The organism is Ideonella sp., assembly GCF_041914305.1.
GTDB lineage: Bacteria > Pseudomonadota > Gammaproteobacteria > Burkholderiales > Burkholderiaceae_C > Ideonella.
Window position 1 is genome coordinate 1 of record NZ_JAYSDQ010000002.1, and the last position, 25,307, is coordinate 25,307.

Annotated in this window: 17 protein-coding genes; 5 read left to right on the top strand and 12 right to left on the bottom strand. The window is 69.8% G+C overall.

What is annotated here, in order from left to right; genetic code table 11:
* Positions 1-323: 323 nt before the first annotated feature.
* The 5 genes from ACE3SG_RS02845 to ACE3SG_RS02865 form a co-directional block, all read right to left on the bottom strand.
* Positions 324-1,595 carry an MFS transporter gene (locus tag ACE3SG_RS02845; protein WP_374562454.1) on the bottom strand — a complete coding sequence of 424 codons (1,272 nt, stop codon included), beginning with the start codon at positions 1,593-1,595 and terminating at the stop codon, positions 324-326.
* A 110-nt stretch (positions 1,596-1,705) separates the two neighbouring features.
* Positions 1,706-4,165 carry an HDOD domain-containing protein gene (locus ACE3SG_RS02850; RefSeq protein ID WP_374562455.1) on the bottom strand — a complete coding sequence of 820 codons (2,460 nt, stop codon included), beginning with the start codon at positions 4,163-4,165 and terminating at the stop codon, positions 1,706-1,708.
* Positions 4,162-6,039 carry a serine/threonine protein kinase gene (locus ACE3SG_RS02855; protein ID WP_374562456.1) on the bottom strand — a complete coding sequence of 626 codons (1,878 nt, stop codon included), beginning with the start codon at positions 6,037-6,039 and terminating at the stop codon, positions 4,162-4,164. Before ACE3SG_RS02855 ends, ACE3SG_RS02850 begins: the two co-directional genes overlap by 4 nt.
* A gap of 247 nt (positions 6,040-6,286) precedes the next feature.
* Entirely contained in the window at positions 6,287-9,640 is a 3,354-nt protein-coding gene (locus ACE3SG_RS02860; RefSeq protein ID WP_374562457.1) for a UvrD-helicase domain-containing protein, read from the bottom strand.
* Positions 9,637-12,315: a PD-(D/E)XK nuclease family protein gene (locus ACE3SG_RS02865; protein ID WP_374562458.1), complete on the bottom strand. Its 2,679-nt coding sequence runs from the start codon at positions 12,313-12,315 to the stop codon at positions 9,637-9,639. Before ACE3SG_RS02865 ends, ACE3SG_RS02860 begins: the two co-directional genes overlap by 4 nt.
* Before the next feature lie 229 nt (positions 12,316-12,544).
* On the opposite strand from ACE3SG_RS02865, the gene trxA reads away from it, so the two are divergent.
* The 5 genes from trxA (at position 12,545) to ACE3SG_RS02890 (ending at position 18,386) form a co-directional block, all read left to right on the top strand.
* The gene (gene trxA, locus ACE3SG_RS02870; RefSeq protein ID WP_324154224.1) at positions 12,545-12,874 is read left to right on the top strand and encodes a thioredoxin TrxA; all 330 of its coding nucleotides are present in this window, start codon (positions 12,545-12,547) and stop codon (positions 12,872-12,874) included.
* Between the two features lie 264 nt (positions 12,875-13,138).
* Positions 13,139-14,404: a transcription termination factor Rho gene (gene rho, locus ACE3SG_RS02875; RefSeq protein ID WP_374562459.1), complete on the top strand. Its 1,266-nt coding sequence runs from the start codon at positions 13,139-13,141 to the stop codon at positions 14,402-14,404.
* Between the two features lie 110 nt (positions 14,405-14,514).
* The gene (ybaL, locus tag ACE3SG_RS02880) at positions 14,515-16,230 is read left to right on the top strand and encodes a YbaL family putative K(+) efflux transporter (protein ID WP_374562460.1); all 1,716 of its coding nucleotides are present in this window, start codon (positions 14,515-14,517) and stop codon (positions 16,228-16,230) included.
* A gap of 109 nt (positions 16,231-16,339) precedes the next feature.
* Positions 16,340-16,600: a type B 50S ribosomal protein L31 gene (locus tag ACE3SG_RS02885; protein ID WP_329725337.1), complete on the top strand. Its 261-nt coding sequence runs from the start codon at positions 16,340-16,342 to the stop codon at positions 16,598-16,600.
* Between the two features lie 133 nt (positions 16,601-16,733).
* Entirely contained in the window at positions 16,734-18,386 is a 1,653-nt protein-coding gene (locus ACE3SG_RS02890; protein ID WP_374562461.1) for a hypothetical protein, read from the top strand.
* A 48-nt stretch (positions 18,387-18,434) separates the two neighbouring features.
* Here ACE3SG_RS02890 and phoR read toward each other — a convergent pair whose 3' ends face one another.
* The 7 genes from phoR to pstS form a co-directional block, all read right to left on the bottom strand.
* A complete protein-coding gene (gene phoR / locus ACE3SG_RS02895) occupies positions 18,435-19,775 on the bottom strand; it encodes a phosphate regulon sensor histidine kinase PhoR (protein ID WP_374562462.1) in 1,341 nt (446 codons plus the stop codon).
* 34 nt (positions 19,776-19,809) lie between these two features.
* Positions 19,810-20,511, bottom strand: coding sequence for a phosphate regulon transcriptional regulator PhoB (gene phoB, locus ACE3SG_RS02900; protein ID WP_374562463.1), 702 nt, complete (start codon positions 20,509-20,511; stop codon positions 19,810-19,812).
* A gap of 44 nt (positions 20,512-20,555) precedes the next feature.
* Complete coding sequence (gene phoU, locus ACE3SG_RS02905) at positions 20,556-21,272, bottom strand: phosphate signaling complex protein PhoU (RefSeq protein ID WP_374562464.1); 717 nt, start codon at positions 21,270-21,272, stop codon at positions 20,556-20,558.
* A 20-nt stretch (positions 21,273-21,292) separates the two neighbouring features.
* Positions 21,293-22,078 carry a phosphate ABC transporter ATP-binding protein PstB gene (pstB, locus tag ACE3SG_RS02910; protein ID WP_374562465.1) on the bottom strand — a complete coding sequence of 262 codons (786 nt, stop codon included), beginning with the start codon at positions 22,076-22,078 and terminating at the stop codon, positions 21,293-21,295.
* 18 nt (positions 22,079-22,096) lie between these two features.
* Positions 22,097-22,966 carry a phosphate ABC transporter permease PstA gene (gene pstA / locus ACE3SG_RS02915; RefSeq protein ID WP_374562466.1) on the bottom strand — a complete coding sequence of 290 codons (870 nt, stop codon included), beginning with the start codon at positions 22,964-22,966 and terminating at the stop codon, positions 22,097-22,099.
* Complete coding sequence (gene pstC / locus ACE3SG_RS02920; protein WP_374562467.1) at positions 22,963-23,940, bottom strand: phosphate ABC transporter permease PstC; 978 nt, start codon at positions 23,938-23,940, stop codon at positions 22,963-22,965. The genes pstA and pstC overlap by 4 nt, the downstream gene beginning before the upstream one ends.
* 142 nt (positions 23,941-24,082) lie before the next feature.
* Positions 24,083-25,120: a phosphate ABC transporter substrate-binding protein PstS gene (gene pstS, locus ACE3SG_RS02925; RefSeq protein WP_374562468.1), complete on the bottom strand. Its 1,038-nt coding sequence runs from the start codon at positions 25,118-25,120 to the stop codon at positions 24,083-24,085.
* Between the last annotated feature and the right edge of the window lie 187 nt (positions 25,121-25,307).

Genomic DNA, 25,307 nt, shown 5'->3' on the forward strand with positions numbered 1-25,307 from the left:
CCTTCTCGGCCCTGTAAAAGCCATCGTGCGCGCAGGCATTGCGCTTGCGCTCTCGACCTATAGTCGTCAATGGCGAGCGTTCCGACATCCCATTTCATGAGGGTGTTGCAGTCGCTTGTTGAACCTGCGCTCCTGGCGTGTCAGTCGAGAATCAGTTGTCCCTTGGAGAGGATCTCTTCTTCCCTGGCGCATTCGCGATCGATTGCGTTGTATATGCGGCCGTGGTGTGGCTGGTGTTCCATGTTTCCGCGCGGAGGCAGCGCACCGTCGCGCGGTCGGCGAGCTGACACGGCATCAGCCCATCCCCGTCACTCCCCCTGCCTTCACTCCGCCCGCAACCGATCTCGCCGCGCCAGCGCCGGAAACAGGCGCCACCACAGCAGCACCACCACGATGGTGCCGGCGCCGCCCAGCAGCACCGAGCCGACGGGGCCGAGCAGTGCGGCGGTGGCGCCGGATTCGAATTCGCCGAGTTGGTTGCTGGCGCCGATGAAGACGGAGTTGACGGCGCCGACGCGGCCGCGCATGTCGTCTGGTGTTTCGAGTTGCACCAGCGACTGGCGGATGACGATGCTGAACATGTCGGCCGCGCCTGCGATGGCGAGCATCAGCAGCGCCAGCGGCATCGTGCGCGCCAGGCCGAAGCCGATGGTTGCGGTGCCATAGACGGCGACCGCGCCAAGCAGCCAGGCGCCGGCGTGGCGTTGGATGCCGCGGCGGGCCAGCCACAGGCCGACCACCACCGCGCCGACGGCCGGTGCCGCGCGCAGCAGGCCCAGACCCCGCGGCCCGGTTTGCAGGATGTCTCGCGCGAAGATGGGCAGCAGCGCGGTCGCCCCGCCCAGCAGCACGGCGAACAGGTCGAGCGAGATCGCGCCCAGCATCACCGGCCGTTGCCAGATGAAGCGCAGGCCGGCGGTCACGCTGTCCCAGCTGGCCGCTGCGGTGCGTTCGAATCGTGCGCGGTAGCGCAGCAGCGCAACCGCCACCATCGACAGCAGCAGCATCAGCAAGGACACGCCGTACACGCCGACAGCCCCGGGCGACGCGCCGAGGTGGCCGCTGCCAGCGACCGAGGCCCAGGCATAGATCGCGCCGCCCAGCGCCGGGCCGATGACGATCGCCCCTTGCATCACCGAGCTGCTCGCAGCCACGGCGCGCGGCAGCAGCACCGCCGGCACCAGCGATGGCGTCAGTGCCTGCAGCGCAGGCATCTGGACCGCACGGGCGATTCCCAGCAGCACCGAGGTCGCCAGGATCCAGCGCGCGTCGACCCAGCCACCGGCGCTGCCGGTGGCCAGCACCGATGCCACCACGGCCTGCAGCAGCAGGCTGCCGACCAGCATCCAGCGGCGGTCGTGCCGGTCGACCAGATGGCCGGCGGGCAAGGTGAACAGCAGCGCGGGCAGAAACTGCGCCAACCCGACCAAGCCGAGCGCCCAGGCACTGGCGGTGATGTCGTAGACCTGCCAGCCCAGCGCCACCATCAGCATCTGGTTGGCGGCCGTGCCGCTGATGCGCGCGCCCAGCAGGCGCAGGTAGTCGTGCTGGTCGCGCAGGCGTGGCGCGGCCGTGTCCGGGGTCGAATCAGGCATGCAGCGCCGATTGTCGGCGGGCCCGGCGCGCGGCACCGGTGTGGGGGCTTGGCGCAGCGCCGCCCGGGGGCCGGTGCGGTTCACCCCTGCGCCGACTGGCGCGCGTGGGTTCAGCCCGCGGCTTTGAAGGCCATCACGGCCTGGTTGCGCAGCGTGCGCAGCAGCGTCAGCTCGCGCTCGCCGAAGTCCAGCGGGGTCGAGTGCCGGTCGGCGTAGATCAGTGCAAAGGGCGCGCTCTTCAGCATCATCGGCAGCAGCATGAAGCTGTGCGCCGGTGCGCCGCGGTACCAGGTCGGCAGCCGGGGCCCGAGTGCGGTGCTGCGGCCGTCGGCGATCATCGTGTCGGCGCCCTTCAGGCAGGCGGCGCCGAAAAGGTCGGTCGGTTGCGGGCCGCGCGCGTCGACGACGAAGCGCTTGGCCATCTGGTCGGCGCCATGGCCCAGGCCGATGCGGCCGGTGAGCTGGCCGGTCTTCGGGTCGCGCAGGCAGAACACCACGCGGTCGAAGCCCAGGCCTTTGTGGATCGTGTCGAGGATCAGCTTCAGCACCTCGTTGAGCTTGAAGCTGTCGCTGGCCATCGTGGTGGTCACGTCGGCGATGCCGGCCGAGAGCATCGCCTCGGCCTGCTCGTGGCTGGGCGGCGGGGCGGACAGGACCATCGTCGCATCGCGCGCCGCCTCCACACCCGGCGCTGCCGTTGGGGCCAACGGGCGCGACACGATGGTCGCGTCGACCACGCCGGCCTTGGCGCCAGGCTTGGCAGATATCGCCTCCGGGGCCGGATTCATCAGCCGGCGGGCCTTGGCCTGCGCCCCCGGCTCGATCTTCAGGCTAACGGCCATCTCCGACAGGTTCACCCGCGCCAGCTTCAGCGCCGAGCCAAAGGCCTCGGGCTTCAGGTCCAGCGCACGCGAGTAGCGCTCGCCCAGCGCCAGCACGCGCTGGTCGGTGAGTGCCGGGTCGCCGTCCAGCAGGATCTGCACCAGCTCACCCGACGCGCGCACGCGCCAACGCATGCGCTCGATCGGTGATTCGACCAAGCGGCCGGGCACGTCTTCTTGCGGCACGCACATCATGCGGCGCATGTTGTCGGGCAGGCCCCAGGACTGGGCCACGCCCTGCCCCAGGTCGTCGTAGCTCAGGCCCAGCACATCGGCGGCCACGCGGGCCTCGTCGGGCGCGTCGGCCCCGGTATCGCGCAAGCCGCTGCGCAACACGCGTGCGCGCACCTGCGCGGCCTCTTCGGGAAAGTAGTACTCGGCCATCATGCGGCCCAGGTGGCTCAACATGCCGCCGAGAAACGCCTCTTCACGCTCGCGCGTGGTGGGCGACAGCTGGTCGGTCAGCGTGCCGGTCAGCAGCGCCTGCAGGAACAGCTCTTTCATGCGCTGGGCATGGGTCTGGTCCTTCATGTGCTCGAGCAGCACCACCGACAACGCCATGTTGCGAATGCCGGCAAAGCCGATCAGCGCCGTGGCACGCGAGACGGTGGCGATCTCGCCCGCGCCCACATGGCGGAACTGCGCGGTGTTGACCAGGCGCAGCAGCTTCTGCGTCAGCGCCACGTCTTTCAGGATCTCGCTCGACAGCGCCTGCAGGCTCTCGTTTTCGGACGCAGTCACGCGCTGGATGCGGGTCACCGAATCGGACAGCGCCGGGAAATCGCCGTGCAGCCGCATGCGGCGCAACAAGAAGTCGAGCGTGCCGTGGCCGCCGACCTGCGGCGGCGCATCGGGCGGCGTCAGCCACTTGGCCAGCGCATCGCGAAACTCGGCGGCGCTCGCATAGCGCGCCTCGGGTGCGCGCGACGTGGCACGCATCACCATCGTGCGCAGCTTGTCGTCCACCGGCGCCTTGCCGGTCGGCCAGACCAGGTCCTGGTCGATCGCCTGCCGCAGTGCGGCCTCGGCGCTGGCCGGGATCGGCCGCAACGGCGCGCCCAGCAACAGCTGGCCCAGCATCATGCCGGCGGCGTACACATCCATCGCCGGCGACGGCGCCTGGCCCCCGGCTGCTTCGGGCGAGATGTAGCCCGGCGTGCCGACGATGCGGCCGTCGTGCGCTTCAGAGAGCTTGGCCGCGATGCCGAAATCCATCACCCGCGCACGGCCGTCGCTGCCAACGAGGATGTTCGACGGCTTCAGGTCGCGGTGCACCACGCCACGGGCGTGGGCAAAAGCCAGCGCGTCCAGCACCTCGCGCATCAGCTCGGCGGCTTCACGGGCCGGCATCGGGCCCAGGCCCTTGAGCTTCTCGCTCAGCGTCGGCCCGTCGACCCGTTCGAAGACGAGAAAGATGGCCCGGCCGTCCTGGTCGGCCTCATAGACCGGCACGATGCCCGGGTGGGCCAGCGCACTGGTCGCCCGCGCCTCGCTCAGCCATTCGTCGATCGCCTCGGCGCCGGCATCGGCGCTGATGACCTTGACGGCCACCTCGCGCTGCAGCTTCGGGTCCCAGCCCAGCCAGACGGTGGCCTGCGCCCCGCGGCCCAGCACGGCGCGAAGTTCGAATCGGCCCACGCGCTGCGCGCCGCCTTTGGCCGGCGTATTCGCCACCGCCGCCACGCTCATGTGAGGGTGCCCTCCAGCGCTTCAGACCAAGGGCCGGCCGGTGGCTTGCGGCCCGGTGCCGCACCCGCCGGTTTGCCGGCAGCGTCGCCGTCGCGGCGGGCCGGTGCGGCGCCAGCGGCGTGCTGCTTGCGCGCGCCCTCGCCTTGCAGTGCGTCTTGCATGTCGCGTCCGGTCAGGCCCAGCGGGCGGGCGTAGCGTTGCACCACCAGGTTCAGGGCCTTGGGGGCGCGGGCGGCCGGCAGCGTCATCGCGTCGACCAGGTCGTTGGCGCAGCTCGCGCAGACGCGCAGGATGTCGCCATCGGATTCAGGTGTGCGCACCGGCGCGTTCGGCGCAATGCGGCGGATCATGTGCTGCACCGAGTCATCGAGCCCCCAGTGGCGCGCCACCGCGGCGCCCAGGGCCTCGAGATCGGCGCCGAGCACGGCATACGACGCAGCTTCGGCGCTCATGCCCGGTTCTTCCTTGGTTTCAGGCTCCATGCCCGGTGTCTTGTGCGGCAGCGTCACGATGGTCGGCTGCATCAGGCGGCGGATCTGGCCGGCTTCGTCCGGGAAGTGGTACTGCACCAGCAGCCGGCCCAGGTTCTGCAGCAGCGTGATCAGGTAGACGACCTCGCCGTCGTAGCCGGCCGGCACCAGGCGCGTCGCCACGCGGCCGGCGCGCTTGATGCGGCGGATCAGCGTGTCGAGCTCGGACGCGGCCTGCTCGTTCAACGGCCCCGGCCAGCGGCGCAGCGACAACGCGGCACGGCGCACGCCGTCGACCCCCAGCATCGCGATCGCGCGGCGCAGCATCAGCACGGGGCCATCGCCCGAGACGCGGCCCCCGTGGACCTGCGCGTTGTTCACCGTGCGCAGCAATTCAAAAGTCAGCGCCAGGTCTTCGAGCACGATCTCGGCCAGGTCGCTGGTGCGCGCGCTTTCCATCAGCGCCATATGGGCCGCACGATCGGCGCCACCGGGTTGAGCCGGCAGCGTGCCGACCTGGCGCAGGCGGTCGAGCAGCAGCGCCAGCGGGCCGCCGTCTTGCTCGGTCGTGGTCTTGATCCAGCCTTCGAGCGCACGCTGCAAGGTGCGGGCGTTGAGGTAGCGGTGGCGCTCTTGTCGGTCGGTCGCGCGGTTGACGATCGCGCGCAGCGGCTCGGCAATCGGGCGCGGCACGGTCCACGGCAGGCGGACGATGTCAGCGCCTTGCGGCGGCATGCAGGCGATCACGCGGCCGATGTCGGGCTCGTCCAGCGGCGGCTGGCCGGCCAGGCACCAGTGGGCGATCAGGCCCAGCGCGAGCACATCCTGCCCGGCGGCGTCGCGCACGGCGCGCAGTTCGTCCAGCCCGCCGGGTTGGGTGACCGAGGCGCGCGGGGCGCCGGCCACTTCGAGGCCGAGCACGCTGACGCGGTTGTCGTCGTCGACCAGCAGCCACCACGGCTGCAGGTCGTGGTGGGCGGTGCCCGCTTCGTGGGCAAAGGCCAGCCCCTGGGCGGCTTGCGCCACCCAGTCGGCCAGTTCGGTGCCCGCCATGCCCTGGGACGAGACCTTCTCGGCCCAGGTAACCGCGGCGCCACGCTCGTAGACCACATAGGGCCAGCGCTCGTGCTCACCGATCTCCAGCGCCTTGGCCAGGCGCGGGTGGTTCAGCCGCGCGGCGCGGCGCACCGCCTGCTGCCAGGCGTGGGCACCTTCGCCAGGCTGCGTGCGGGGCATGGCCAGCATCAGCTCTTGCTGCGTGCGTGAATCGAGCGCGAGCCACAACATGCCGCGCTCGCTCTTGCCGAGCAGGCGCAACAACTGGAAGTGGCCGAACATGCGTACCGCGCCGGTCGAGGCGGCGTGGCGTGGACTGTCGGCAGAGTGATGGGCGGGCAGGACCATGGACGAATTGGGCGCTTTGCCGATTGAAACCCAGCGTCGGCAGCCTTGGCGGCCGAAAGTGCCGGGGAATCCGTGACCAATTCGCGCTCAAGCACCGGCAAGGCCAGCGTCAAACGTTTCCACGAGCCTTGAACCTCCCCGGCCTCTTTGGAATCCCTCTGTACCGCGCCTATCGTCCGGTCGGGGGCATTGTTTAGGGCCACCTTGAATAAGTCCCCGCGAGGCCGCGCGGGGCTTGTTCAGCGTTTTAGGGCAGCTCGATCAATTCGCCCCGGCCGTTGATGAACGCGGCCCGCACCGGCTCGCCCACTTGCAGCGCCGCCACCACCCGGCGGTAGCGCGCCAGCTGAGCCAGGTTGTCGGGGTCGCGTTGCGGGTGGGGCTCGAGCTTGTAGTCCAGCACCCACCAGGTGCGGGCGGCGGTGCCGCTGAACAGGTCGAGCGTGGCGGACGGCTCGGTCAGCGCGACCAGGCGGTCGATGCGCAGCGCTTCGCCGCCGTCGGCCACGGGCACCTCGTCGCCGGCCCAGTCGATGCGCGGGCCGCGCAGCAAGGGGGCGCAGGCCGGGCTGCCCAGCACCGCGGCGGCGGCGCGGCGGGCCAGCGCGGCTTCGTCGGCGGCCAAGGTGAACTCGGCCGCGGCCGAGGGCACGGCGGCGTCGAGCCAGGCGGCTCGCTGGTCGGGGTTGTCCAGCGGCGGGCCGTTCGGGCCGGCGGCCCACTGCAGCAGGCGGTGGAAGGTTTCGCCGATCAGCGTGGCGCGGGTGGCGGGGGCGGCCAGCACCTGGGCCGGCGCGGCGCGTGGCACCGGCGTGCCCCAGGCGGGCTCGGGCCAGCGGATCACCTCGATCGGCGCCGCGGCGGCCGGCGCGCCGGCCACCGGCGCTGGCGCGGCAGGCTCCCAGGCCTGAGCCTCGCCGACGAGACGGTCCCACCAGGCCGGGTCGGACGCCTTGCGCCGCGGCTCGATGCTGGACAGCACCAGGCGCTTTCGAGCCCGCGTGACCGCCACATACAGGCCGTTCAGCTCTTCACGCTCGGACTCGAGTTCTTCCTGAGCCTGCAACGCGCGCAGCGACGGCGCCAGCCGGGCCCAGCGCCCGACGAAGGCCACCGCCGTCGGGTGGGTCGACTCGACCGGCCAGTCGACCAGCAGGCTGCCGCTCTCGGCGTTGCGGGCCTCGGGGTCGGTGTCCATCAGGAACACGACCTCCGATTCCAGGCCCTTGGCGCCGTGCACCGTGAGCAGGCGCACCGCGTCGTCCGCCGCGGCCACGCTGCCGGTCAGCCAGCCGCTCTTCAGCGCCCGCACAAAGCGGTAGGGCGTGGTGTAGCGGCCACCGTCCAGCGCCAGGGTCTGCGCCAGCAGGCTGTCGATCACCGCACGGGCATGGTCGCGCCGCTCGGGCGGGGCCGAGCGCAGCATGCGCGCAGCGATGTCGCCCTCGTGCAGCACCCGGTCCAGCAGGTCGTGCGGCGGCAGCATGCGCGCCACCTCGGCCCAGCGCGCCAGCAGCATCGCGGCGCGGGCCAGGGCCGGTGGCGCCTGCGGGCCGGCGGCCTGCAATGCCGCCCACCAGCCACCGCTGCCAGCGCTGCGGGCGCGGGTCGACAACCACATCAGGTCAGCGTCGCTGGCATCGAAGATCGGGCTCTTGAGCGTCTGGGCCAGCGACAGGTCGTGCCCCGGCGAGGCCAGCGCGTCGAGCAGCGCGATCAGGTCGCGCGCCTCGGGCTCGTCGGCCAGCTGCAGTTCGTCGGGCCGCACATGGGGGATGTGCACGGCGCGCAAGGCGTCGGACAACTGACCCAACACGCTGCGCCGGCGCGCCAGCACCTGGATGTCGCCGGGGCGAAGGTTTTGGCCAGCGAGCAGCTCGGCGATCGCCGCGGCCACCCGGCGCGCTTCGGCCGCGGTGCGGCGCTCTTCTTCTTCGACGCGCGGCACGGTCAGGCTGTCGCGCCAGGTCAGTGGCGCGTCGCGGTCGGTGCGGGCGCGCTGCGGCGGCTTCGGCTCGCGCGGGAGCGTCCAGACCCCGCTGAAGGTGTCGCCCGGCGCGGTCTGCACCTCGGTCGTGTGGGGCCGAAAGCCGGCGTAGTGGCCCGCGGCCTGGGCCGCCACGAAAACGTGGTTCAGCGCCGCCAGCACCCGCGGCGCGTTGCGGCGCGTGTGGTCGCAGGCCAGGCGGCGCCCGTGCATCGCCCGGGCGATGAACTCGCCTGCCGCGGCGAACACCCGCGGCTCGGCGCGGCGAAAGCGGTAGATGCTTTGCTTCGGGTCACCGACGATGAACACCGACAAGGGCTCATGCCCGCTGGCCCCGCCGCCGGCGCCCGCGTAGCCAGCCAACCAGGGCCGCAGCGCGTGCCATTGCAGGGGGCTGGTGTCCTGGAATTCGTCGATCAGCAGGTGGCGCAGGCGCGTGTCGAGCCGCTCCTGGATCCAGCCGGCCCAGTCGCCCTCGCCCAGCAGTTGCAAGGCCAGCTGCTCCAGGTCGTTCATGTCGACCAGCGCGCGCTCGCGTTTCAGCGCGGCGTATTCGGCGAACAGCGCGCGCGCCAGCGGCACCATGCGGCGCTGGTCGTCGTGGGCGTCTTGCTGCATCACCTGCTGGTCGATCGCGACCAGCCAGTCGCTCAGCGCGGCGAACTCGGGCGGCACGCCACTGAGCTTGCGCAGCGTGCCCTCGTCGGTGTGGACCGCCTTCCACGCCAGCGCAAAGGCCTGCACGCGGTCGTCGGTCTCGAGCGCCTGGGCCAGCGCCCGCGCCGCCTTCTGGTGGTTGGCCTTCTCGACCGCGCCCAGGGCCCGGGCCACGATGGTCATCAGATCTTGCAGCGGCGCGGCGTCCCATTGGTCCAGCGGATGCGCAAAACCCGCGCAGGCCGGGAACTGCACGGCAGCTGGTGGCACCGAGTCGGCCAGCACGCCGGCCGCGTCGGCCCGCTCGACCTCGCTGCGGCGCTGCCACGCGGTGTTGAGCCAGCGCATCAGCGTGGTCCGGCCCTGGCGGGCGACGAGCGCGTGGTAGTGCTCGTTCAGCTCGGCGTCGGCCGCGGCGCGGCGCTGGAAGCGGCGCATCAGCTCGGGGCCCAGCTCCTCGGGGTCTTCGATCAGCGCCATGCCGGGCGACAACCCCTGCGCCACCAGCACCTCGAGCGGCGCCATGCGCATCAGCTGCGCAAACCACGCGTGGAAGGTGCGCACCTGCACGACGCGGCCGCTGGCGAGCACCTTGCCGTGCAGTTGGCCGAGCGCAGGGGCCAGCCGCTCGGCATCGGCCTCGCCCAGGCCCCGGTCGCGCAGCGCCTGCACACGCTGCGCATGGTTGGCACGCACATCGGAGAACTCGGCCAGCCAGTCGTTCAGGCGCTCACGCATCTCGCCCGCGGCCTTGCGGGTGAAGGTGATGGCCAGGATCTGCTGGGGCTCGGCGCCTTCCAGCAGTGCCCGCAGGATGCGCGAGACCAGCATCCAGGTCTTGCCGGCGCCGGCGCAGGCTTCGACCACCACGCTTTGCCGCGGGTCGCAGGCGGTGGCGTAGAAGCGGGCCCGGTCGGACTCGGCGCCGTCGATGCTGTAGGCGGCGTGCTGGCTCATCGCGTGTCGGTGGGGGGGGTGATGGGTGCGGCGGCATCGGGCGCCCAGTGGTCGCGCCGGCACAGCCCGCGCGCCTCGCAGTGCTCGCACAGCTCGCCCTGCCCCAGCGCGCGCAGGGGCTCGCCGGCACGCACGCGCCGCAGTTCGTCCGCCAGGCCGGCGACCAGCATCACCGCAGACGCGCCCACCTGCGCATGGGCCAGCTCGATCGGCGAGGCCCGGTCGTCCAGCGCCAGATAGGCGGCGCTCACCGCCTCGGGCGGCACCTCGCCTTCGCTGGCCACCAGCGCGGCGTAGAAGGCCAGTTGTGTGTCTTCGCTGCGGTCGATCAGCTGGTCTTTCAGCGCGGCGACGCTGCCGGTCTTGTAGTCGAGCAACTGCACCCGGCCGTCGAGGTGGCGGTCCAGCCGGTCGAGCCGGCCGTGGATCGACAGGCCTGCCAACGCCTGCGGCGCGGTGCGGCGCTCTTGCTCGCCATGGGCCCAGCGCCAGCCCTCGGCCTCGCGCGCATGCAGCCAGCGCAGGTAGCGCTCGGCCAGGGCCTCGAAGCTGGCCAGAAAGGGCAGCAGGTCGGCCTGGCTGTGGCCCGATTCGGCCTGCTCGTCCTGCGCCGCCTGGTGCAGGCGCGCGCTGTCGGCTGCCAGGTCCTGCGTCGGCACGCGGTCCAGGTGGAAGCGGTAGAGCACGGCGTGCAGCCAGTTGCCGTAGTCGCGCTTGGCCAGGCTGCGGTCCAGCTCGTCGGCCTCGCCCAGGCCCAGCAGCACGCGGCTGTAGAAGCGGTAGGGGCAGGCGCGCAGCGCCTCGACCGCACTGGCGCTCAGGCTGCTCGGCCAGCGGCTGCCGACCGTGGGCATGGGCGGCAGCACCGGCTGCGGCGCCACCTGGCGCGTCGACAAACGCGGCGCCACGCGCGGCAACTCGCGTGCACCACCAGGGGCGGCCAGCCAGGCCAGGCGCAGCCGCTCAACCAGCGCGCTGGCGCCCAGCGGCTCGCTGCCTTCGGCCACCCGGCGCAGCAGCGTCAACCGGGGTTGCCGCAGCAGTTGTGCGAACGCCAGCGTCTCGCGTGTGCGCTGTGCGGCCGCACCGTCCAGGCCCAAGGTCTGCGCCGCCGAGTGCGGGATCAGTTCAGGCTGCGGCTCGACCACGCCGAAGCGGCGCTCGTCGACCCCGGGGAACACCACCGCGTCGAACGGCCGCAACAGCGCCCGTGCCAGCGGCGTGATCACGACACGGGCGTGGCTGTCGTGCGGCGGCACGAAGCTGGCCTCGGACAACACCTCGTCGACCCAGGCGACGAAGTCGTCCAGCGTCATCGTCGCCTGGTTGGCCAGCGCAGCCCAGGTGCCCTCGTGGCCGGCCTGGGGTTCCAGCCGCAGCGCGGTCAACACCGCGCGCCCGGCCGAGTCGTCGCGCCAGCGGGCGGCCTCCGTCGGCTCGGCCAGACACAGGGCCGACAGCGCGCGCAGCCACTCGGCCAACGGCCGGCGGCGATCGGCCAGCAAAGGCGCAAGGCGCGCTTGCGCGTCGGCCCACAAGGCTTCGGCGGGCTCGAGCAAGGCTTCGTCGATGCGGCGGCCGCGCCAGTGCGCTTCGAGCGCGGCCAGGGCCTCGGGGCGCGCCAGGCCCAGCGGGTCGTCCTTGAGCCAGTCCAGGCGCTGGTCGGCGGCAGCCGTGTCGGCCCGGCCAGGCCGCAGCCCCTGCGCCGCCCGCAGCAGGGCCACCAGGCGCGCCGCGGCCCGGGTGGTGGCCAGGCGCCAGCCGGTGTCGTCGATGACCGGCACGCCGAACCGCTCGAGCAACGCCCGCACGCGGCGCACGCCTTCGCGGTCTTGCGCGATCAGTGCAACCTGGGCGTCAGGTGCCGACCGCAGTTCGGCCAGCACCTGGGCGCACGCGGCCTGCGCCTCGGTTTCTGCATCGGGGCACAGCGCCTCGGCTGGCGGCTCGTGCGCCAGCGCCAAGGTGAAGGGGGCGTCCAACGGGGGGTCGGCATCGAGCACCAGGCAGGGTGTGCCCCGGGCCGCCGCCTCGGCGAGCACCGCGTCTGCCAATCGATCGGGCCCGCCAGCGCGCAGCAGCACCCAGGCCGACGGGCGCACGCGGCGCAGCGCGTCTGCGTCACCCGCGTCGCCACTGGCCGCCCACTCGAGCGCAATGCGCGCGAGCAGGCGCTCGATGCCGCCCGGCCCGCTGCCGCCCGCCAGCAGCGCCCTGGCCTCGCCCCACCAGGCGTCGCGCACCGCAGGGGCATGGCAGGCGGCGGTGGCTTGCAGCGCCTCGGCACTGCGCACCAGGGCATCCACGCCCTGGCGAAAGGCGCGCGCGTCTTCGCGCGCCCAGGCTGCGCCGGCCGGCTGCTCGCGCAGCCATTGCGCGGCTTGCAATCGGTTCAGCACGGCATCGAGCCCCGGGCCCGGGCTGGGCAGGCGCGGCCCCAGCTGCACCCGCAAGGTGGCCAGCGTCTCGACCCGCGGCTGCCAGCCACCGGCGTCGGCCAGGGCCTGGCGCGCGGCCGGCAGCAATGCCGCGTACGGCAGCAGCCAGATGGCATCGCGCAGGTCGACCCCCACCTCGCCGGCCCAGCCGTGCAGCGCCTGCGCCACCGCCCGCCACCAGGCCCGATCGGGCCGGCCGGGTGGCAAAGAGGCGATGGTGGGGGCGGTGTCGGTCATGCAGATGGGAGGGCCGCGCAAGTACCCGCTGTGCAAAGGGCCACCGCCCCAGCGCCACCGACGATTGCGCAAGCTTTATGTCAGAATCATTGTGCCCGGCTCACATCAGGTGCACGGCGCGTTCCGGGGCTTGAAAAAGCGCTGCATCAGCAGCACCTGCCCCACCCGGGCCGAGCGCCCACCGCCTGCGCCCATTTCGGCCGCCGAGGCCTTCCCCCAAGGATCTTTCATGAGCAGCGAATTGATCAAGCACATCTCCGATGCCTCGTTCGAGGCCGATGTCCTGAAGTCCGACAAGCCGGTGCTGGTCGACTACTGGGCCGAATGGTGTGGCCCGTGCAAGATGATTGCGCCCATCCTCGACGAAACCGCCAAGGAATATGGCGAGCGCCTGCAAATCGCCAAGATGAACGTCGACGACAACCGCGACGTGCCGGCCAAGTTCGGTATCCGCGGCATCCCGACGCTGATGCTGTTCAAGGGCGGTCAGCTGGCCGCAACGAAAGTTGGCGCGTTGTCGAAAGCCCAATTGACGGCATTCCTCGACGGCCATCTATAATCGCGCCTGACGCACCGGGTGCGGCGGCCCAAACCTCACGGTAGAGGCCCCGCCCTGACGGTGTGAACAGGCTCCAAGGCCACGGCGCCCACGGTAATCCACCGGATGGCGCGTCGGATTCAGGCCCACAGCTCCCCGACCCCACTTTCTCGAATCGCGGTATGCGCCCAAGGCGCCGGTGATCCCCGGCGGTTGGGCATCACCGAACCGGCCCGGCGCATTTGAAGGCGCAACGCGGCTGCTTGCCCCAAAGGGTGTTTGTCGATGCATCTGTCAGAACTCAAGGCGCTCCACGTCTCCGCCCTCATCCAGATGGGCGAGGAACTGGAGATCGACAACGTCTCGCGCCTGCGCAAGCAGGAGCTGATGTTCGCGATCATGAAAAAGCGCGCCAAGGCCGGCGAGCAAGTGTTCGGCGACGGTGTGCTCGAAGTGCTGCCCGACGGCTTCGGCTTCCTGCGCTCGATCGACACCAGCTACATGGCGTCGACCGACGACATCTACCTGTCGCCGAGCCAGATCCGCCGCTTCAACCTGCACACCGGCGACCTGATCGAAGGCGAAGTGCGGGTGCCAAAAGATGGCGAGCGCTACTTCGCACTGGTCAAGGTCGACCGCGTGAACGGCCTGACGCCCGAGGAGAACAAGCACAAGATCATGTTCGAGAACTTGACCCCCCTCTTCCCGAAAGAGGCGTTCAAGCTCGAGCGTGATGCGTTCAAGGGCGAAGAAAACATCACCGGCCGCATCATCGACCTGATCGCGCCGATCGGCAAAGGCCAGCGCGCCCTGCTCGTGGCCCAGCCCAAGACCGGCAAGACGGTGATGATGCAGCACTTGGCGCACGCCATTGTTGCCAACCACCCCGATGTGCACCTGATCGTGCTGCTGGTCGACGAGCGGCCCGAAGAAGTGACCGAAATGCTGCGCACCGTGCGCGGCGAAGTCATCAGCTCGACCTTCGACGAGCCGGCCGCCCGCCACGTGCAGGTGGCCGAGATGGTGATCGAGCGCGCCAAACGCCTGGTCGAGTTGAAGAAAGACGTGGTGATCCTGCTCGACTCGATCACCCGCCTGGCCCGCGCCTATAACAACGTGCTGCCCAGTTCCGGCAAGGTGCTGACCGGCGGTGTCGACGCCAACGCGCTGCAGCGCCCGAAGCGCTTCTTCGGCGCGGCGCGAAACGTCGAGGAAGGCGGCTCGCTGACGATCATCGGCACCGCGCTGATCGACACCGGCTCGCGCATGGACGAGGTGATCTACGAAGAGTTCAAGGGCACCGGCAACTGCGAAATCCACCTGGATCGCCGCATGGCCGAGAAGCGCGTCTACCCGTCGATCCTGATCAACAAGTCGGGCACGCGGCGCGAGGAACTTCTGATGAAGCCCGAGATCCTGCAGAAGACCTGGATCCTGCGCAAACTCATCTACCCGATGGACGAGATCGAGGCGATGGAGTTCATGCTCGACAAGATGAAGGCGAGCAAGACCAACCTCGACTTCTTCGACATGATGCGCCGGGGCGGGTAGACCGCGCCGCAGCCATCCGCACAACCCGTGCCCAGACAGCCCGCCGCGACGCGGGCTGTTTCTTTTTCAGGGTCTGCCCCAATGCCGGGGCCTTAGCCAAGGGGAGCCGCATGCCGCACGCCGTCAGCCTGATCACCACCCTGGCCGCCGGCTTTGCGCTGGCGTTGGTGCTGGGCTTCGTGGCGGTGAAGCTGCGGTTGCCGGCCTTGGTGGGCTACCTGCTGGCGGGCGTGGCGATCGGGCCGGCGACACCCGGCTTCGTGGCAGACAGCGTGATCGCCGGTCAACTGGCCGAGATCGGCGTGATGCTGCTGATGTTCGGCGTCGGCCTGCACTTCTCGGTGGCCGACCTGCTGGCCGTGCGCCGGGTGGCGCTGCCCGGCGCGATTGCGCAGATGCTGGTGGCCACCGCCCTGGGCGCCGGCGTGGCCGCGCTGTGGGGCTGGCCGCTGGGCGCAGCGCTGATCTTCGGGCTGTCGCTGTCGGTGGCCAGCACGGTCGTCTTGTTGAAGGCGCTCGAAACCCGCGGCATCGTCGATACCGCCAACGGGCGCATCGCCATCGGCTGGCTGGTGGTCGAAGACCTGGCGATGGTGTTGGTGCTGGTGCTGCTGCCCGCCGTGGCGCCAATGCTGGGGGGCGAGGCCCCGGCGTCGGCCAGCGGCAAAAGCCTGGGCTGGACTTTGGCGATCACCCTCGCCCAGGTCGGTGGCTTTGTGGCGTTCATGCTGATCGTCGGCCGCCGCCTGTTCCCGTGGGTGCTGTGGCAGGTGACGAAAACCGGCTCGCGCGAGCTCTTCACGCTCTGCGTGGTGGCCGCGGCGGTGAGCATCGCCTACGGCTCGTCGGCGCTGTTCGGCGTGTCTTTCGCGCTGGGCGCCTTCTTCGCCGGCATGGTGCTGCGCGAATCCGAGTTCAGCCAGCGTGCGGCCGAGCAGACGCTGCCGCTGCAGGACGCCTTCGCCGTGCTGTTCTTCGTCTCGGTGGGCATGCTGTTCGACCCCGCGGTGCTGGTGGACCGGCCGCTGCAGGTGCTGGCCACCGTGCTGATCATCATGCTGGGCAAATCGGCGGCGGCCGCGGCGCTGGTGCTGGCGCTGCGCTACCCGGTGAAGACCGCGCTGACCGCGTCGGCCAGCCTGGCGCAGATCGGCGAGTTCTCGTTCATCCTGGCCGGGCTCGGGCTGTCGCTGGGCCTGCTGCCGCGCGAAGGGCAAAGCCTGGTCGTCGCCGGTGCGTTGATCTCGATCGCGCTGAACCCGTTGATGTTCAGCATCGTCGACCCGGTCCAGGCCTGGCTGCAGAAGCACCCTCGTCTGGCCCGGCGGCTGGAGCCGGCCGAAGACCCGCTGGCCGCGCTGCCGATGGCGACCGAAGCGAAGTACCTGTCGAACCAGGTCGTGCTGGTGGGCTGGGGCCGTGTCGGCAAGCGCATCGCCGATGGGCTGTCGGCCCAGGGTGTCCCGTTCGTCGTCGCCGAACAGAACCGCGACGCGGTGGAGCTCTTGCGGTCGATGGGCCACGCGGCCGTCTGGGGCGACGCGACCGAACCCGAGGTGCTGATCCAGGCGCACATCAAGGACGCGCGCGCACTGGCCATCGCCACGCCGGACACCGTCCATGTGCGCAAGATGGTCGAGACCGCCCGCGCGCTGAACCCGCAGATCCAGGTCATCGTGCGCAGCCACAACGCCGAAGAGGCCGAATTGCTGCGCAACGAGGGCGCCGGCACGGTGCTGGTGGGTGAGCACGAGTTGGCAGGCGCGATGTGCCGCCATGTCCTGGCGGCGGTGGACCCCCAACTGGCCACCGCGGGGGCGCTATAATCCAATGTTTTTCCAGACCCCGGCTCTTCTGCCCAGGTTGTCTGCCCTGGTAAGTGCGCACGCATGGTGCGGCGTGGCTGCCGACGATTCCCCGCGAAAGGTTTGCGACATGAAAGAAGGCATCCACCCCAACTACCGCGACGTTTGCTTCGTGGATCTGTCCAACGGCTTCAAGTTCGTCACGCGTTCGTGCGCGCCGACCAAGGAAACCGTGAAGATGGACGACGGCCGCGAACTGCCGCTGTTCAAGCTGGAAACCACCAGCGAGTCGCATCCCTTCTACACGGGCCAGCAAAAGAGCGTGGATACGCTGGGCGGCCGCGTCGAGAAGTTCCGCAACAAGTTCGCCCGCGTCGGCCTCAAGAAGTGATCTTGAGGGCTCGAGCCCGGATGGAAAAGGCAGCCTCGGCTGCCTTTTTCTTTTGCCGCGCCCGCGGCCCGCGCAACAGATTCTTTTGACGCCCGCCGGCTGACCGCCGTCCGACCTTGGCATGATCGCGCCCGTGAACCAACCGACCCCTGCACTCGTCACCCAGCGTGCGGCCGAGCGTTTGCCAAGGCTGGTGCTGGTGCTGTTCTGCGCCGCCTACCTGCTGCCGGGCCTGTTCGGCCGCGACCCGTGGCGCAACGCCGACCTGACCGCGTTCGCGACGATGCTCGGCATGGCCGAGGGCCGCACGCCGTGGTGGTCGCCCACGCTGGGTGACCTGCCGGCCGAAACCGCCCTGTTGCCGCATGCGCTGGGCGCCATGTTCATCAAGCTGCTGGGCACCTGGATGGACCCCGCGCTGGCCGCGCGCCTGCCGTTTGCCGCCCTGCTGGCGCTGACGCTGGCGTTGATCTGGTACGCGACCTTCAACCTGGCGCGCACCGACGCCGCGCAACCGGTGCCCTTTGCATTCGGCGGCGAGGCCGACCCGATCGACTACGCGCGCGCATTGGCCGACGGTGCGCTGCTGGCCACGATCGCAACGCTGGGGCTGCTGCAACTGGGCCATGAGACCACGCCCGAGCTGATGCAGCTGAGCGAGGTGGCGCTGTGGCTGTGGGCGCTGGCTGCCGCGCCCTACCGCTCGGCGCCGGTGCGCGCCGGGCTGCTGCTGGCCCTGCCCGCGCTGGCCAGCAGCGGCGCGCCGACGATGGCGGTGGCGTTGGGCGCGATGGCGCTGTTGGTCGTGCTGCGTTCCAGCTACGCCGAGGTGCGCGCGCTGTGGCCCTGGCTGCTGGCCTCGCTGGCGCTGGCCGTCGGCGTGGCCACGCTGCTGGGTGCCTGGCAATCGCGGCTGGCCACGCCGAGCTTGGCGGGCACCGGCCGGTTGTTGCTGTGGTTCCCCTGGCCGGCGTGGCCATTGGCCCTGTGGACGCTGTGGCGCTGGCGCCAGCACTGGCTGCGGCGGCACATCGCCGTGCCGCTGGTCACCGTGATCGTCGGCCTCGCGGCCTGCATCGCGATGGGCGGGTCTGACCGCGCGCTGATGCTCGCAACGCCCGGCTTGGCGGTGCTGGCCGCCTTCTCGCTGCCGACGCTCAAGCGCAGCGCCGGCTCGGCGATCGATTGGTTCTCGGTCTTCTTCTTCAGCCTCGCGGCGCTGGCGGTCTGGGTCATCTACCTGTCGATGCAGACCGGCGTGCCGGCCAAGCCGATGGCCAACATCCAGCGCCTGGCGCCGGGCTTCATGCCGCGCTTTTCGGTGATCGAGCTGGTGGCGGCTACGCTCGGCACGGTGGCCTGGCTGTGGCTGGTGCGCTGGCGCACCTCACGCCACCGCCACCCGCTGTGGAAGAGCCTGGTGTTGCCGGCGAGCGGCGTGGCACTGGCCTGGCTGCTGACGATGACCTTGCTGCTGCCCGCCCTCGACTACGGCCGCAGCCCGCGGCCGCTGATGGAATTGGTCGACCGCCATGTGCCCCGCGGCACCTGCGTGCGCGCCCCTGGCATGACGCGCGCCAACGTGGCCGCGCTGGAGGTCTTTGGCGACCACCGCGTGGTGACCGCGGCCAACGTCGGCGCCCCGGTGGCCGCCTGCCAGCACCTGCTGATCAGCTGGCGCGGCGCGGCGTTGCCGCCGGCGCCGTCGGGCTGGGAGTTGACCGCCCGCCTGCGCCGGCCTGGCGAACGCAGCGAGCAACTGCTGATCTACCACCCGGCAGACTGAGCGCCTGAAGACGGTCCTTCGCCCAAGGGCGAGATCAAGGGTGGGAAATCAAGGCTGGGAAACCGCCACCCGCCCCGCCGGCAACCGCACCCGCATCGCCGGCAGCACCAGCGTGAAGCACGAGCCCTGCCCCGGGGTGCTGTCGATCAGCAGCTCGCCGCCATGGCGCTGCGCCACGTGCTTGACGATCGCCAGCCCCAGGCCGGTGCCGCCGGTGTCACGCGAGCGGCTGCCGTCGACACGGTAGAAGCGCTCGGTCAGCCGCGGCAGGTGTTCGGCGGCGATGCCGGGGCCGGTGTCGCGCACGGTGATCTCGCCCGCCCCCTCGGGCCGCTGGCGCCAGTGCACCTCGATCTGGCCCGACTCCGGCGTGTAGCGCACGGCATTGCTGACCAGGTTGGTCACCGCGCTCAGCAGCTCCGCCTCGTTGCCGGCAAGCTCTACCTCGTCGCCCCAATCGAAGCTCAGCCGGTGCCTGCCCGCAGACAGGCCGCGCGCATCCATCTCGACGGCCGAGCCCAGGCGGGCCAGCGGCAACCAGGCGTCCGACGACGGCCGCGGGCTGCCTTCGAGCCGCGCCAGGGTCAGCAGGTCGCCGACCAGGCTTTGCATGCGCTGCGTCTGCTGCGCCATCAGCGCCAGCACACGCTTGCGCTCGACCTCGGACAGCGGCAGGTTGGTCAAGGTCTCGACGAAGCCCGCCACCACCGTCAACGGCGTGCGGATCTCGTGCGACACGTTGGCAACGAAATCGCGCCGCATCGCGTCGGCCCGCTCGCGTTCGGTGATGTCTTGCGTCAGCACGAGGCGCTGGCCGTCGCCGTACGAGCGCACGATGACCGACAGCAGCCCGCTGCCGTCTGGTTGCGGGATCTGCACCGGCTGCTCGAACGCCCGCGCCTGCAGCATCGCGACGAAGGCCGGCGCGCGGACCAGGTTGGTCACGCGCTGGCGCAGGTCGCGGTGGCGGTCGAGCCCCAGGTGGTCGGCGGCCAGCGCGTTGCACCACTCGATCTGCTCGCTCGCATCCAGCAGCAGCACGCCGTTCGGCGACGCCTCGATTGCCGACAGGAACTGCGCCAACCGGTCACGCTCGTTGGCAGCGCTGCGTTCGCGCGAGCGCAGCGCACGCTCGATGCGCGTGGCCATCTCGCCCCAGAAGCCCCCCATGCGCGGAGGCTCGGCGCCGATGGCGCCGCCACTGAGCCAGCGCAGCAGCTGGTGGCCGCGCCAGATGTCGCGCACGATGAACACCAGCAATCCGCCGGCGATGCCCGCCAGGGCCCCTTGCAGTTCCCTGCGCTCGCCACCGCCGAACAGATGGCCGATGACACCGCCGAGCAGCACCAGCGCCGCGGTCAGCAGCACCCGCAACCAGATCCAGGACATCAACGCGCCTCGCGTCGCTGGGCGTGCCCGGCGCTCACGCGGCCGACGCGATGGCCTGCTGGCTCAGGCGGTAGCCGGCACCACGCACCGTCTCGATCATCGAGGCGCAGCGGGCCGGCAGCAACGCCTCGCGCAAGCGCTTCACATGCACGTCGACCGTGCGTTCCTCGATGAAGACATGGTCGCCCCAGACGCGGTCCAGCAGTTGGGCACGGCTGTGCACCCGCTCGGGGTGGGTCATGAAGAAGTGCAGCAGGCGGAACTCGGTCGGCCCGAGCTTCAGGTCCACCCCTTCGCGGCTGACGCGGCGGGTCGACGGGTCGAGCTTCAGCCCCCCCACCTCGACCACCGTGTCCAGCGCCTCGGGCACGCGGCGCCGCAGCACCGCGCGAATGCGCGCGAGCAGCTCTTGTGTCGAGAAAGGCTTGGTCAGGTAGTCGTCGGCACCGGCGTCCAGGCCGGCGACCTTGTCGGTCTCGTCGGCACGGGCGGTCAGCATGATGATCGGCAGCTCGCGCGTGCGCGCATCGCCGCGCCAACGGCGCGCCAACGCAACGCCGGACTGGCCGGGCAGCATCCAGTCCAGCAGCACCAGGTCGGGCAGCACGGCGTCGACCGCCACGTTGGCCTGGTCGGCGTTCTCGGCCAGCGTGACTTCAAAGCCGGCGTGGCGCAGATTGATGGCGACCAACTCGGCAATCGCCGCTTCGTCTTCGACGACGAGCACGGTGGGCATGTGTCAGGTTCTCCGTTCTTCCAGCAGGCGGTACGGGTCGGGGGTCAATTGCGCGTCAGCGCGATCGACTCCACCGTTTCGACCGGGTTGTGCCGCACGTCCCGCCCCTTGACGATGTAGATGATCTGTTCGGCCAGGTTCTTGGCGTGGTCACCCACACGCTCGATGGCCTTGGCCACGAACACCAGGTCGATGCTGGCCGAGATGGTGCGCGGGTCTTCCATCATGTAGGTGATGAGCTTGCGCATCAGGCCGTCGAACTCGGCGTCGATCTGGTTGTCGTTCTTGATCACATCCAGCGCCTGCACCGTGTCGAGCCGCGCGAATGCATCGAGCGCCTTGCGCAGCGACGCGGTGGCCAGCTTGGCCTCGAACGACACGTCGCCCACCGGCAGGCGCAGGCGGCTGAAGACGCCGGTGTTGATCAGGCGCTGCACCGTGCGCGCGATGCGGGCCGCTTCGTCGCCCACCCGCTCGAGGTTGCCGATGGTCTTGCTGATCGCGATCAGCAGCCGCAGGTCACGCGCGGTGGGCTGGCGGCGGGCAATGATGGCCGACAGGTCGGCGTCGATGTCGACCTCGAGTTGGTTGACCCGCTCTTCCATCTGCAGCACTTGCGTCGCCGTCTCGGCGCTGAAGTTGGTCAGCGCGTAGATGGCCTGCGCCACCTGGGCCTCGACCAGGCCGCCCATTTCGAGCACGCGGGTCGAGACGCCGCTCAACTCGGCATCGAACTGGGTGGAGAGATGCTTGTCGCTCATGGTGTGTGTCTCCCGCTCGATCAACCGAAACGCCCGGTGATGTAGTCTTCCGTGTCTTTCTTCTGCGGCTTCATGAAGAGATCGCGCGTCGGGCCGAACTCGATCAGGTCACCCAGGTACATGTAGGCGGTGTAGTCGGACACCCGCGCCGCCTGCTGCATGTTGTGCGTGACGATGACGACGGTGTAGTCGCTCTTCAACTCATGGATCAGTTCTTCGACCTTGCCGGTGGAGATCGGGTCCAGCGCCGAGCAGGGCTCGTCAAGCAGCAGCACCTCGGGCTTGATCGCGATGCCGCGCGCAATGCACAGCCGCTGCTGCTGGCCACCAGACAAGCCCGAGCCGCTCTGGCCGAGCTTGTCTTTCACCTCGTTCCACAGCGCCGACTTCTTCAGCGCCCATTCGACCCGCTCGTCCATCTCAACCCGCGACAGGTTTTCGAACAGCTTCACACCGAATGCGATGTTGTCGTAGATCGACATCGGGAACGGCGTGGGCTTCTGAAAGACCATGCCGACCTTGGCACGGATCAGCGACACGTCGAGCCGCTTGTCGAGCACATTCTCGCCATCGACCAGGATCTCGCCTTCCGCCCGCTGCTCGGGGTACAGCTCGAACATGCGGTTGAAGGTGCGCAGCAGCGTGGACTTGCCGCAACCCGACGGCCCGATGAAGGCGGTCACCTTCTTCTCGGGGATGTTCAGGTTGATGTGCTTCAGCGCGTGGAAGCTGCCGTAGTAGAAATTCAGGTCGCGCACCGCGATCTTGGATTTCTCGGTGACAGACAGGTCGACTTTCGCGTCCATGGTGCTTTCGCGTTTCGGTCAGTGTTTGTTGCGGAACAGCACGCGCGCCAGGATGTTGAGCGCGAGCACGCCGAGCGTGATCAGGAAGACACCAGCCCAGGCGAGCTGTTGCCAGTTCTCGTAAGGGCTCATCGCGAACTTGAAGATCGTCACGGGCAGGCTGGCCATCGGCTCGCCGAGGTTCGAGGTCCAGAACTGGTTGGACAGCGCCGTGAACAGCAGCGGCGCGGTTTCGCCCGAGATCCGAGCCAGCGCCAGCAGCACACCGGTCACCACCCCGGCACGCGCCGCCTTCAGCGTGATCGACAGGATGACCTTCCACTTCGGCGTGCCCAATGCGTAGGCGGCTTCACGCAGCGCGTTCGGCACCAGGCTCAACATGTTCTCGGTCGTGCGGATCACCACCGGGATCACGATCAGCGCCAGCGCCAGCACACCCGCCCAGCCCGAGAAGGACTTGAAGCGCGACACGACGACCGCGTAAATGAACAGCCCGATCACGATCGACGGCGCCGACAGCAGGATGTCGTTGATGAACTGCGTCGTGCGGCCCAGCCAGGTGCGCTGCCCGTACTCGGCCAGGTAGATGCCGGCCATGATGCCGACCGGCGTGCCGATCAGCGTGGCCAGGCCAACCATCATCAGCGAGCCGTAAATCGCGTTGGCCAGGCCACCGGTCTCGGCCTGCGGCGGCGGCGTCATTTCGGTAAAGACCTGCCAGCTCAGGCCACCGAGGCCCAGGTGGACGGTTTCGTAGAGGATCCAGATCAACCAGAAGACGCCAAAGGCCATCGCGCCGAGCGACAGCGTCAGCGCGACCACGTTGACCCGCTTGCGCTTGCGGTGCATGGCCAGGCGGCCGGCGTCGAGGCTTGTCAGGCTGCTCATGACTTGCTGCCCTCGCTCTTCTTCAACTGCGCCAGCAGGATCTTCGAGAACGCCAGCACGACGAAGGTGATGAAGAACAGCACCAGGCCCAGGTAGATCAGCGAGGCCTGGTGCAGGCCCTCGCCGGCTTCGGCAAACTCGTTGGCCAGCGCCGAGGTGATGCTGTTGGCCGCCTCGAACACCGAGATCGAATTCAGCTGGTTCATGTTGCCGATGAGAAAGGTCACGGCCATCGTCTCGCCGAGCGCGCGGCCGAGCCCGAGCATGACACCACCGACCACACCGGTCTTGGTGTAGGGCAGCACCACGTTCCAGACCACCTCCCAGGTGGTCGAGCCCAACCCGTAAGCCGACTCTTTCAACATCGGCGGCGTGACCTCGAACACGTCACGCATCACCGAGGCGATGAACGGGATGATCATGATCGCCAGGATGATGCCGGCCGACAGCAGGCCGATGCCCACCGGCGGGCCGGAGAACAGCGCGCCCAGCACCGGCACGCCCTTGAAGATGTGCTGCAGCGGCTGCTGCACGTAGGTGGCCAGCAGCGGGCTGAAGACCAGCAGGCCCCACATGCCGTAGACGATCGACGGCACGGCGGCCAGCAGCTCGATCGCCACGCCCAGCGGGCGCTTCAACCACTGCGGCGACAACTCGGTCAGGAACAGCGCGATGCCGAAGCTCACCGGCACCGCGATCAGCAGCGCGATGAACGAGGTCATCAGCGTGCCGTAGATCATCACCAGGCCGCCGTAGCGGTCCTGCACCGGGTCCCACTCGCTGCGCCAGAGGAAGCTCAGGCCGTACTCGCGGATCGCCGGCGCCGCCCCGGCGATCAGCGACAGCAAGATGCCCACCAGGAGCGCCAGCGTCAGCCAGGCGGCGCCGTGTGCGGCCAAGGCAAACAGCCGGTCGGCCCAGGGGGCGCGCACCGCGCGCCCGCCCGGTCGCCCTGCCGGGGACGATCGTTCCATGGACAGCTCTTTGGCAATGGGGCTGGCCGGCAGTGTAGCGGTCACCTTGCGCTCCTTCATGCGGCGTCGGCCTGCCCCACGGCCACGAGGGCACGCGGGGCGCGGCAGCAACAACTCGACGTCGTGGCGAGTCTCGTGCGGCTTACTTGTAGGCGACCGGCTTGCCCGCGCCGTCCTTCACGTCGGCCCACTGCTTGTGGATCAAGGCCTTCAGCGAGTCAGGCAGCGGAACGTATTCCAGCTCGGCGGCCATCTTGTCGCCGTTGGCGTAGGCCCAGTCGAAGAACTTCAGCGCAGTGGTGGCCTGCTCGGGCTTGGCCTGCACCTTGTGCATCAGGATGAAGGTGGCACCGGTCAGGGGCCACGAGTCCTTGCCCGGCTGCTCGGTCAGCACCTGGTAGAAGGTCTTGGACCAGTCGGCGTTCGCGGCGGCGGCCTTGAAGTTCAGGTCGTCCGGCGCGACGAAAGCGCCGTCCTTGTTCTTCAGCAGCACGTGGGCCATCTTGTTCTGCTTGGCGTAGGCGTACTCGACATAACCGATCGAGTTCGGCAGGCGCTGCACATACGAAGCCACGCCTTCGTTGCCCTTGCCGCCGGCGCCGGTCGGCCAGTTGACCGCCGTGCCTTCACCGACCTTGGCCTTCCACTCGGCGTTCACCTTGCTCAGGTAGTTGGTGAAGATGAAGCTGGTGCCCGAGCCATCGGCGCGGCGCACCACGGCGATGTCGGCATCGGGCAGCGCGACGCCAGCGTTCAGCGCGGCGATCGACGCGTCGTTCCACTTCGTGACCTTGCCCAGGAAGATGTCGCCCAACACCTGGCCGGAGAGCTTCAACTGGCCGGGGGCCAGACCCTTGACATTGATCACCGGCACGACGCCGCCGATCACCGTGGGGAACTGCAACAGGCCATCCGCGGCCAGCTCTTCGTCTTTCAGCGGCATGTCCGACGCGCCGAAATCGACCGTCTTTGACTTGATCTGCTTGATGCCGGCGCCCGAGCCCACCGACTGGTAGTTGATGCGGGCCCCGCTGGCCTTGTTGTAGGCGTCGGCCCACTTGGCATAGATGGGCGCCGGGAACGAGGCGCCAGCACCGGTCACGTCTTGGGCGAAAGCGGCTTGCGTCAGCGCGATCGCGGCAACACCCACCCACAGGGGGCGAACAAGGGAAGTCAGCATGTCGTCAAACCTTTCTTCAGTGTCCGGCCGGCGCGTTAGCGCACCCTCAGCTCGGCTCGAGCGGGACTGTAGGAAGGTTTTGTGACGCCCCCGTGACGGTGGGTCGGCTGCGGTGTCGACCGCCCTTGGCGCGCGACAGCCGTCACCCGGCCGTCACAGAACTGACATGGGGCTTTTTCGGGCTTCT

Coding starts and splice junctions, on each gene's coding strand:
- ACE3SG_RS02845 (WP_374562454.1), bottom strand. CDS start 1,595: ATGCCTGATTCGACCCCGGACACGGCCGCGCCACGCCTGCGCGACCAG.
- ACE3SG_RS02850 (WP_374562455.1), bottom strand. CDS start 4,165: ATGAGCGTGGCGGCGGTGGCGAATACGCCGGCCAAAGGCGGCGCGCAG.
- ACE3SG_RS02855 (WP_374562456.1), bottom strand. CDS start 6,039: ATGGTCCTGCCCGCCCATCACTCTGCCGACAGTCCACGCCACGCCGCC.
- ACE3SG_RS02860 (WP_374562457.1), bottom strand. CDS start 9,640: ATGAGCCAGCACGCCGCCTACAGCATCGACGGCGCCGAGTCCGACCGG.
- ACE3SG_RS02865 (WP_374562458.1), bottom strand. CDS start 12,315: ATGACCGACACCGCCCCCACCATCGCCTCTTTGCCACCCGGCCGGCCC.
- trxA (WP_324154224.1), top strand. CDS start 12,545: ATGAGCAGCGAATTGATCAAGCACATCTCCGATGCCTCGTTCGAGGCC.
- rho (WP_374562459.1), top strand. CDS start 13,139: ATGCATCTGTCAGAACTCAAGGCGCTCCACGTCTCCGCCCTCATCCAG.
- ybaL (WP_374562460.1), top strand. CDS start 14,515: ATGCCGCACGCCGTCAGCCTGATCACCACCCTGGCCGCCGGCTTTGCG.
- ACE3SG_RS02885 (WP_329725337.1), top strand. CDS start 16,340: ATGAAAGAAGGCATCCACCCCAACTACCGCGACGTTTGCTTCGTGGAT.
- phoR (WP_374562462.1), bottom strand. CDS start 19,775: ATGTCCTGGATCTGGTTGCGGGTGCTGCTGACCGCGGCGCTGGTGCTG.
- phoB (WP_374562463.1), bottom strand. CDS start 20,511: ATGCCCACCGTGCTCGTCGTCGAAGACGAAGCGGCGATTGCCGAGTTG.
- phoU (WP_374562464.1), bottom strand. CDS start 21,272: ATGAGCGACAAGCATCTCTCCACCCAGTTCGATGCCGAGTTGAGCGGC.
- pstB (WP_374562465.1), bottom strand. CDS start 22,078: ATGGACGCGAAAGTCGACCTGTCTGTCACCGAGAAATCCAAGATCGCG.
- pstA (WP_374562466.1), bottom strand. CDS start 22,966: ATGAGCAGCCTGACAAGCCTCGACGCCGGCCGCCTGGCCATGCACCGC.
- pstC (WP_374562467.1), bottom strand. CDS start 23,940: ATGGAACGATCGTCCCCGGCAGGGCGACCGGGCGGGCGCGCGGTGCGC.
- pstS (WP_374562468.1), bottom strand. CDS start 25,120: ATGCTGACTTCCCTTGTTCGCCCCCTGTGGGTGGGTGTTGCCGCGATC.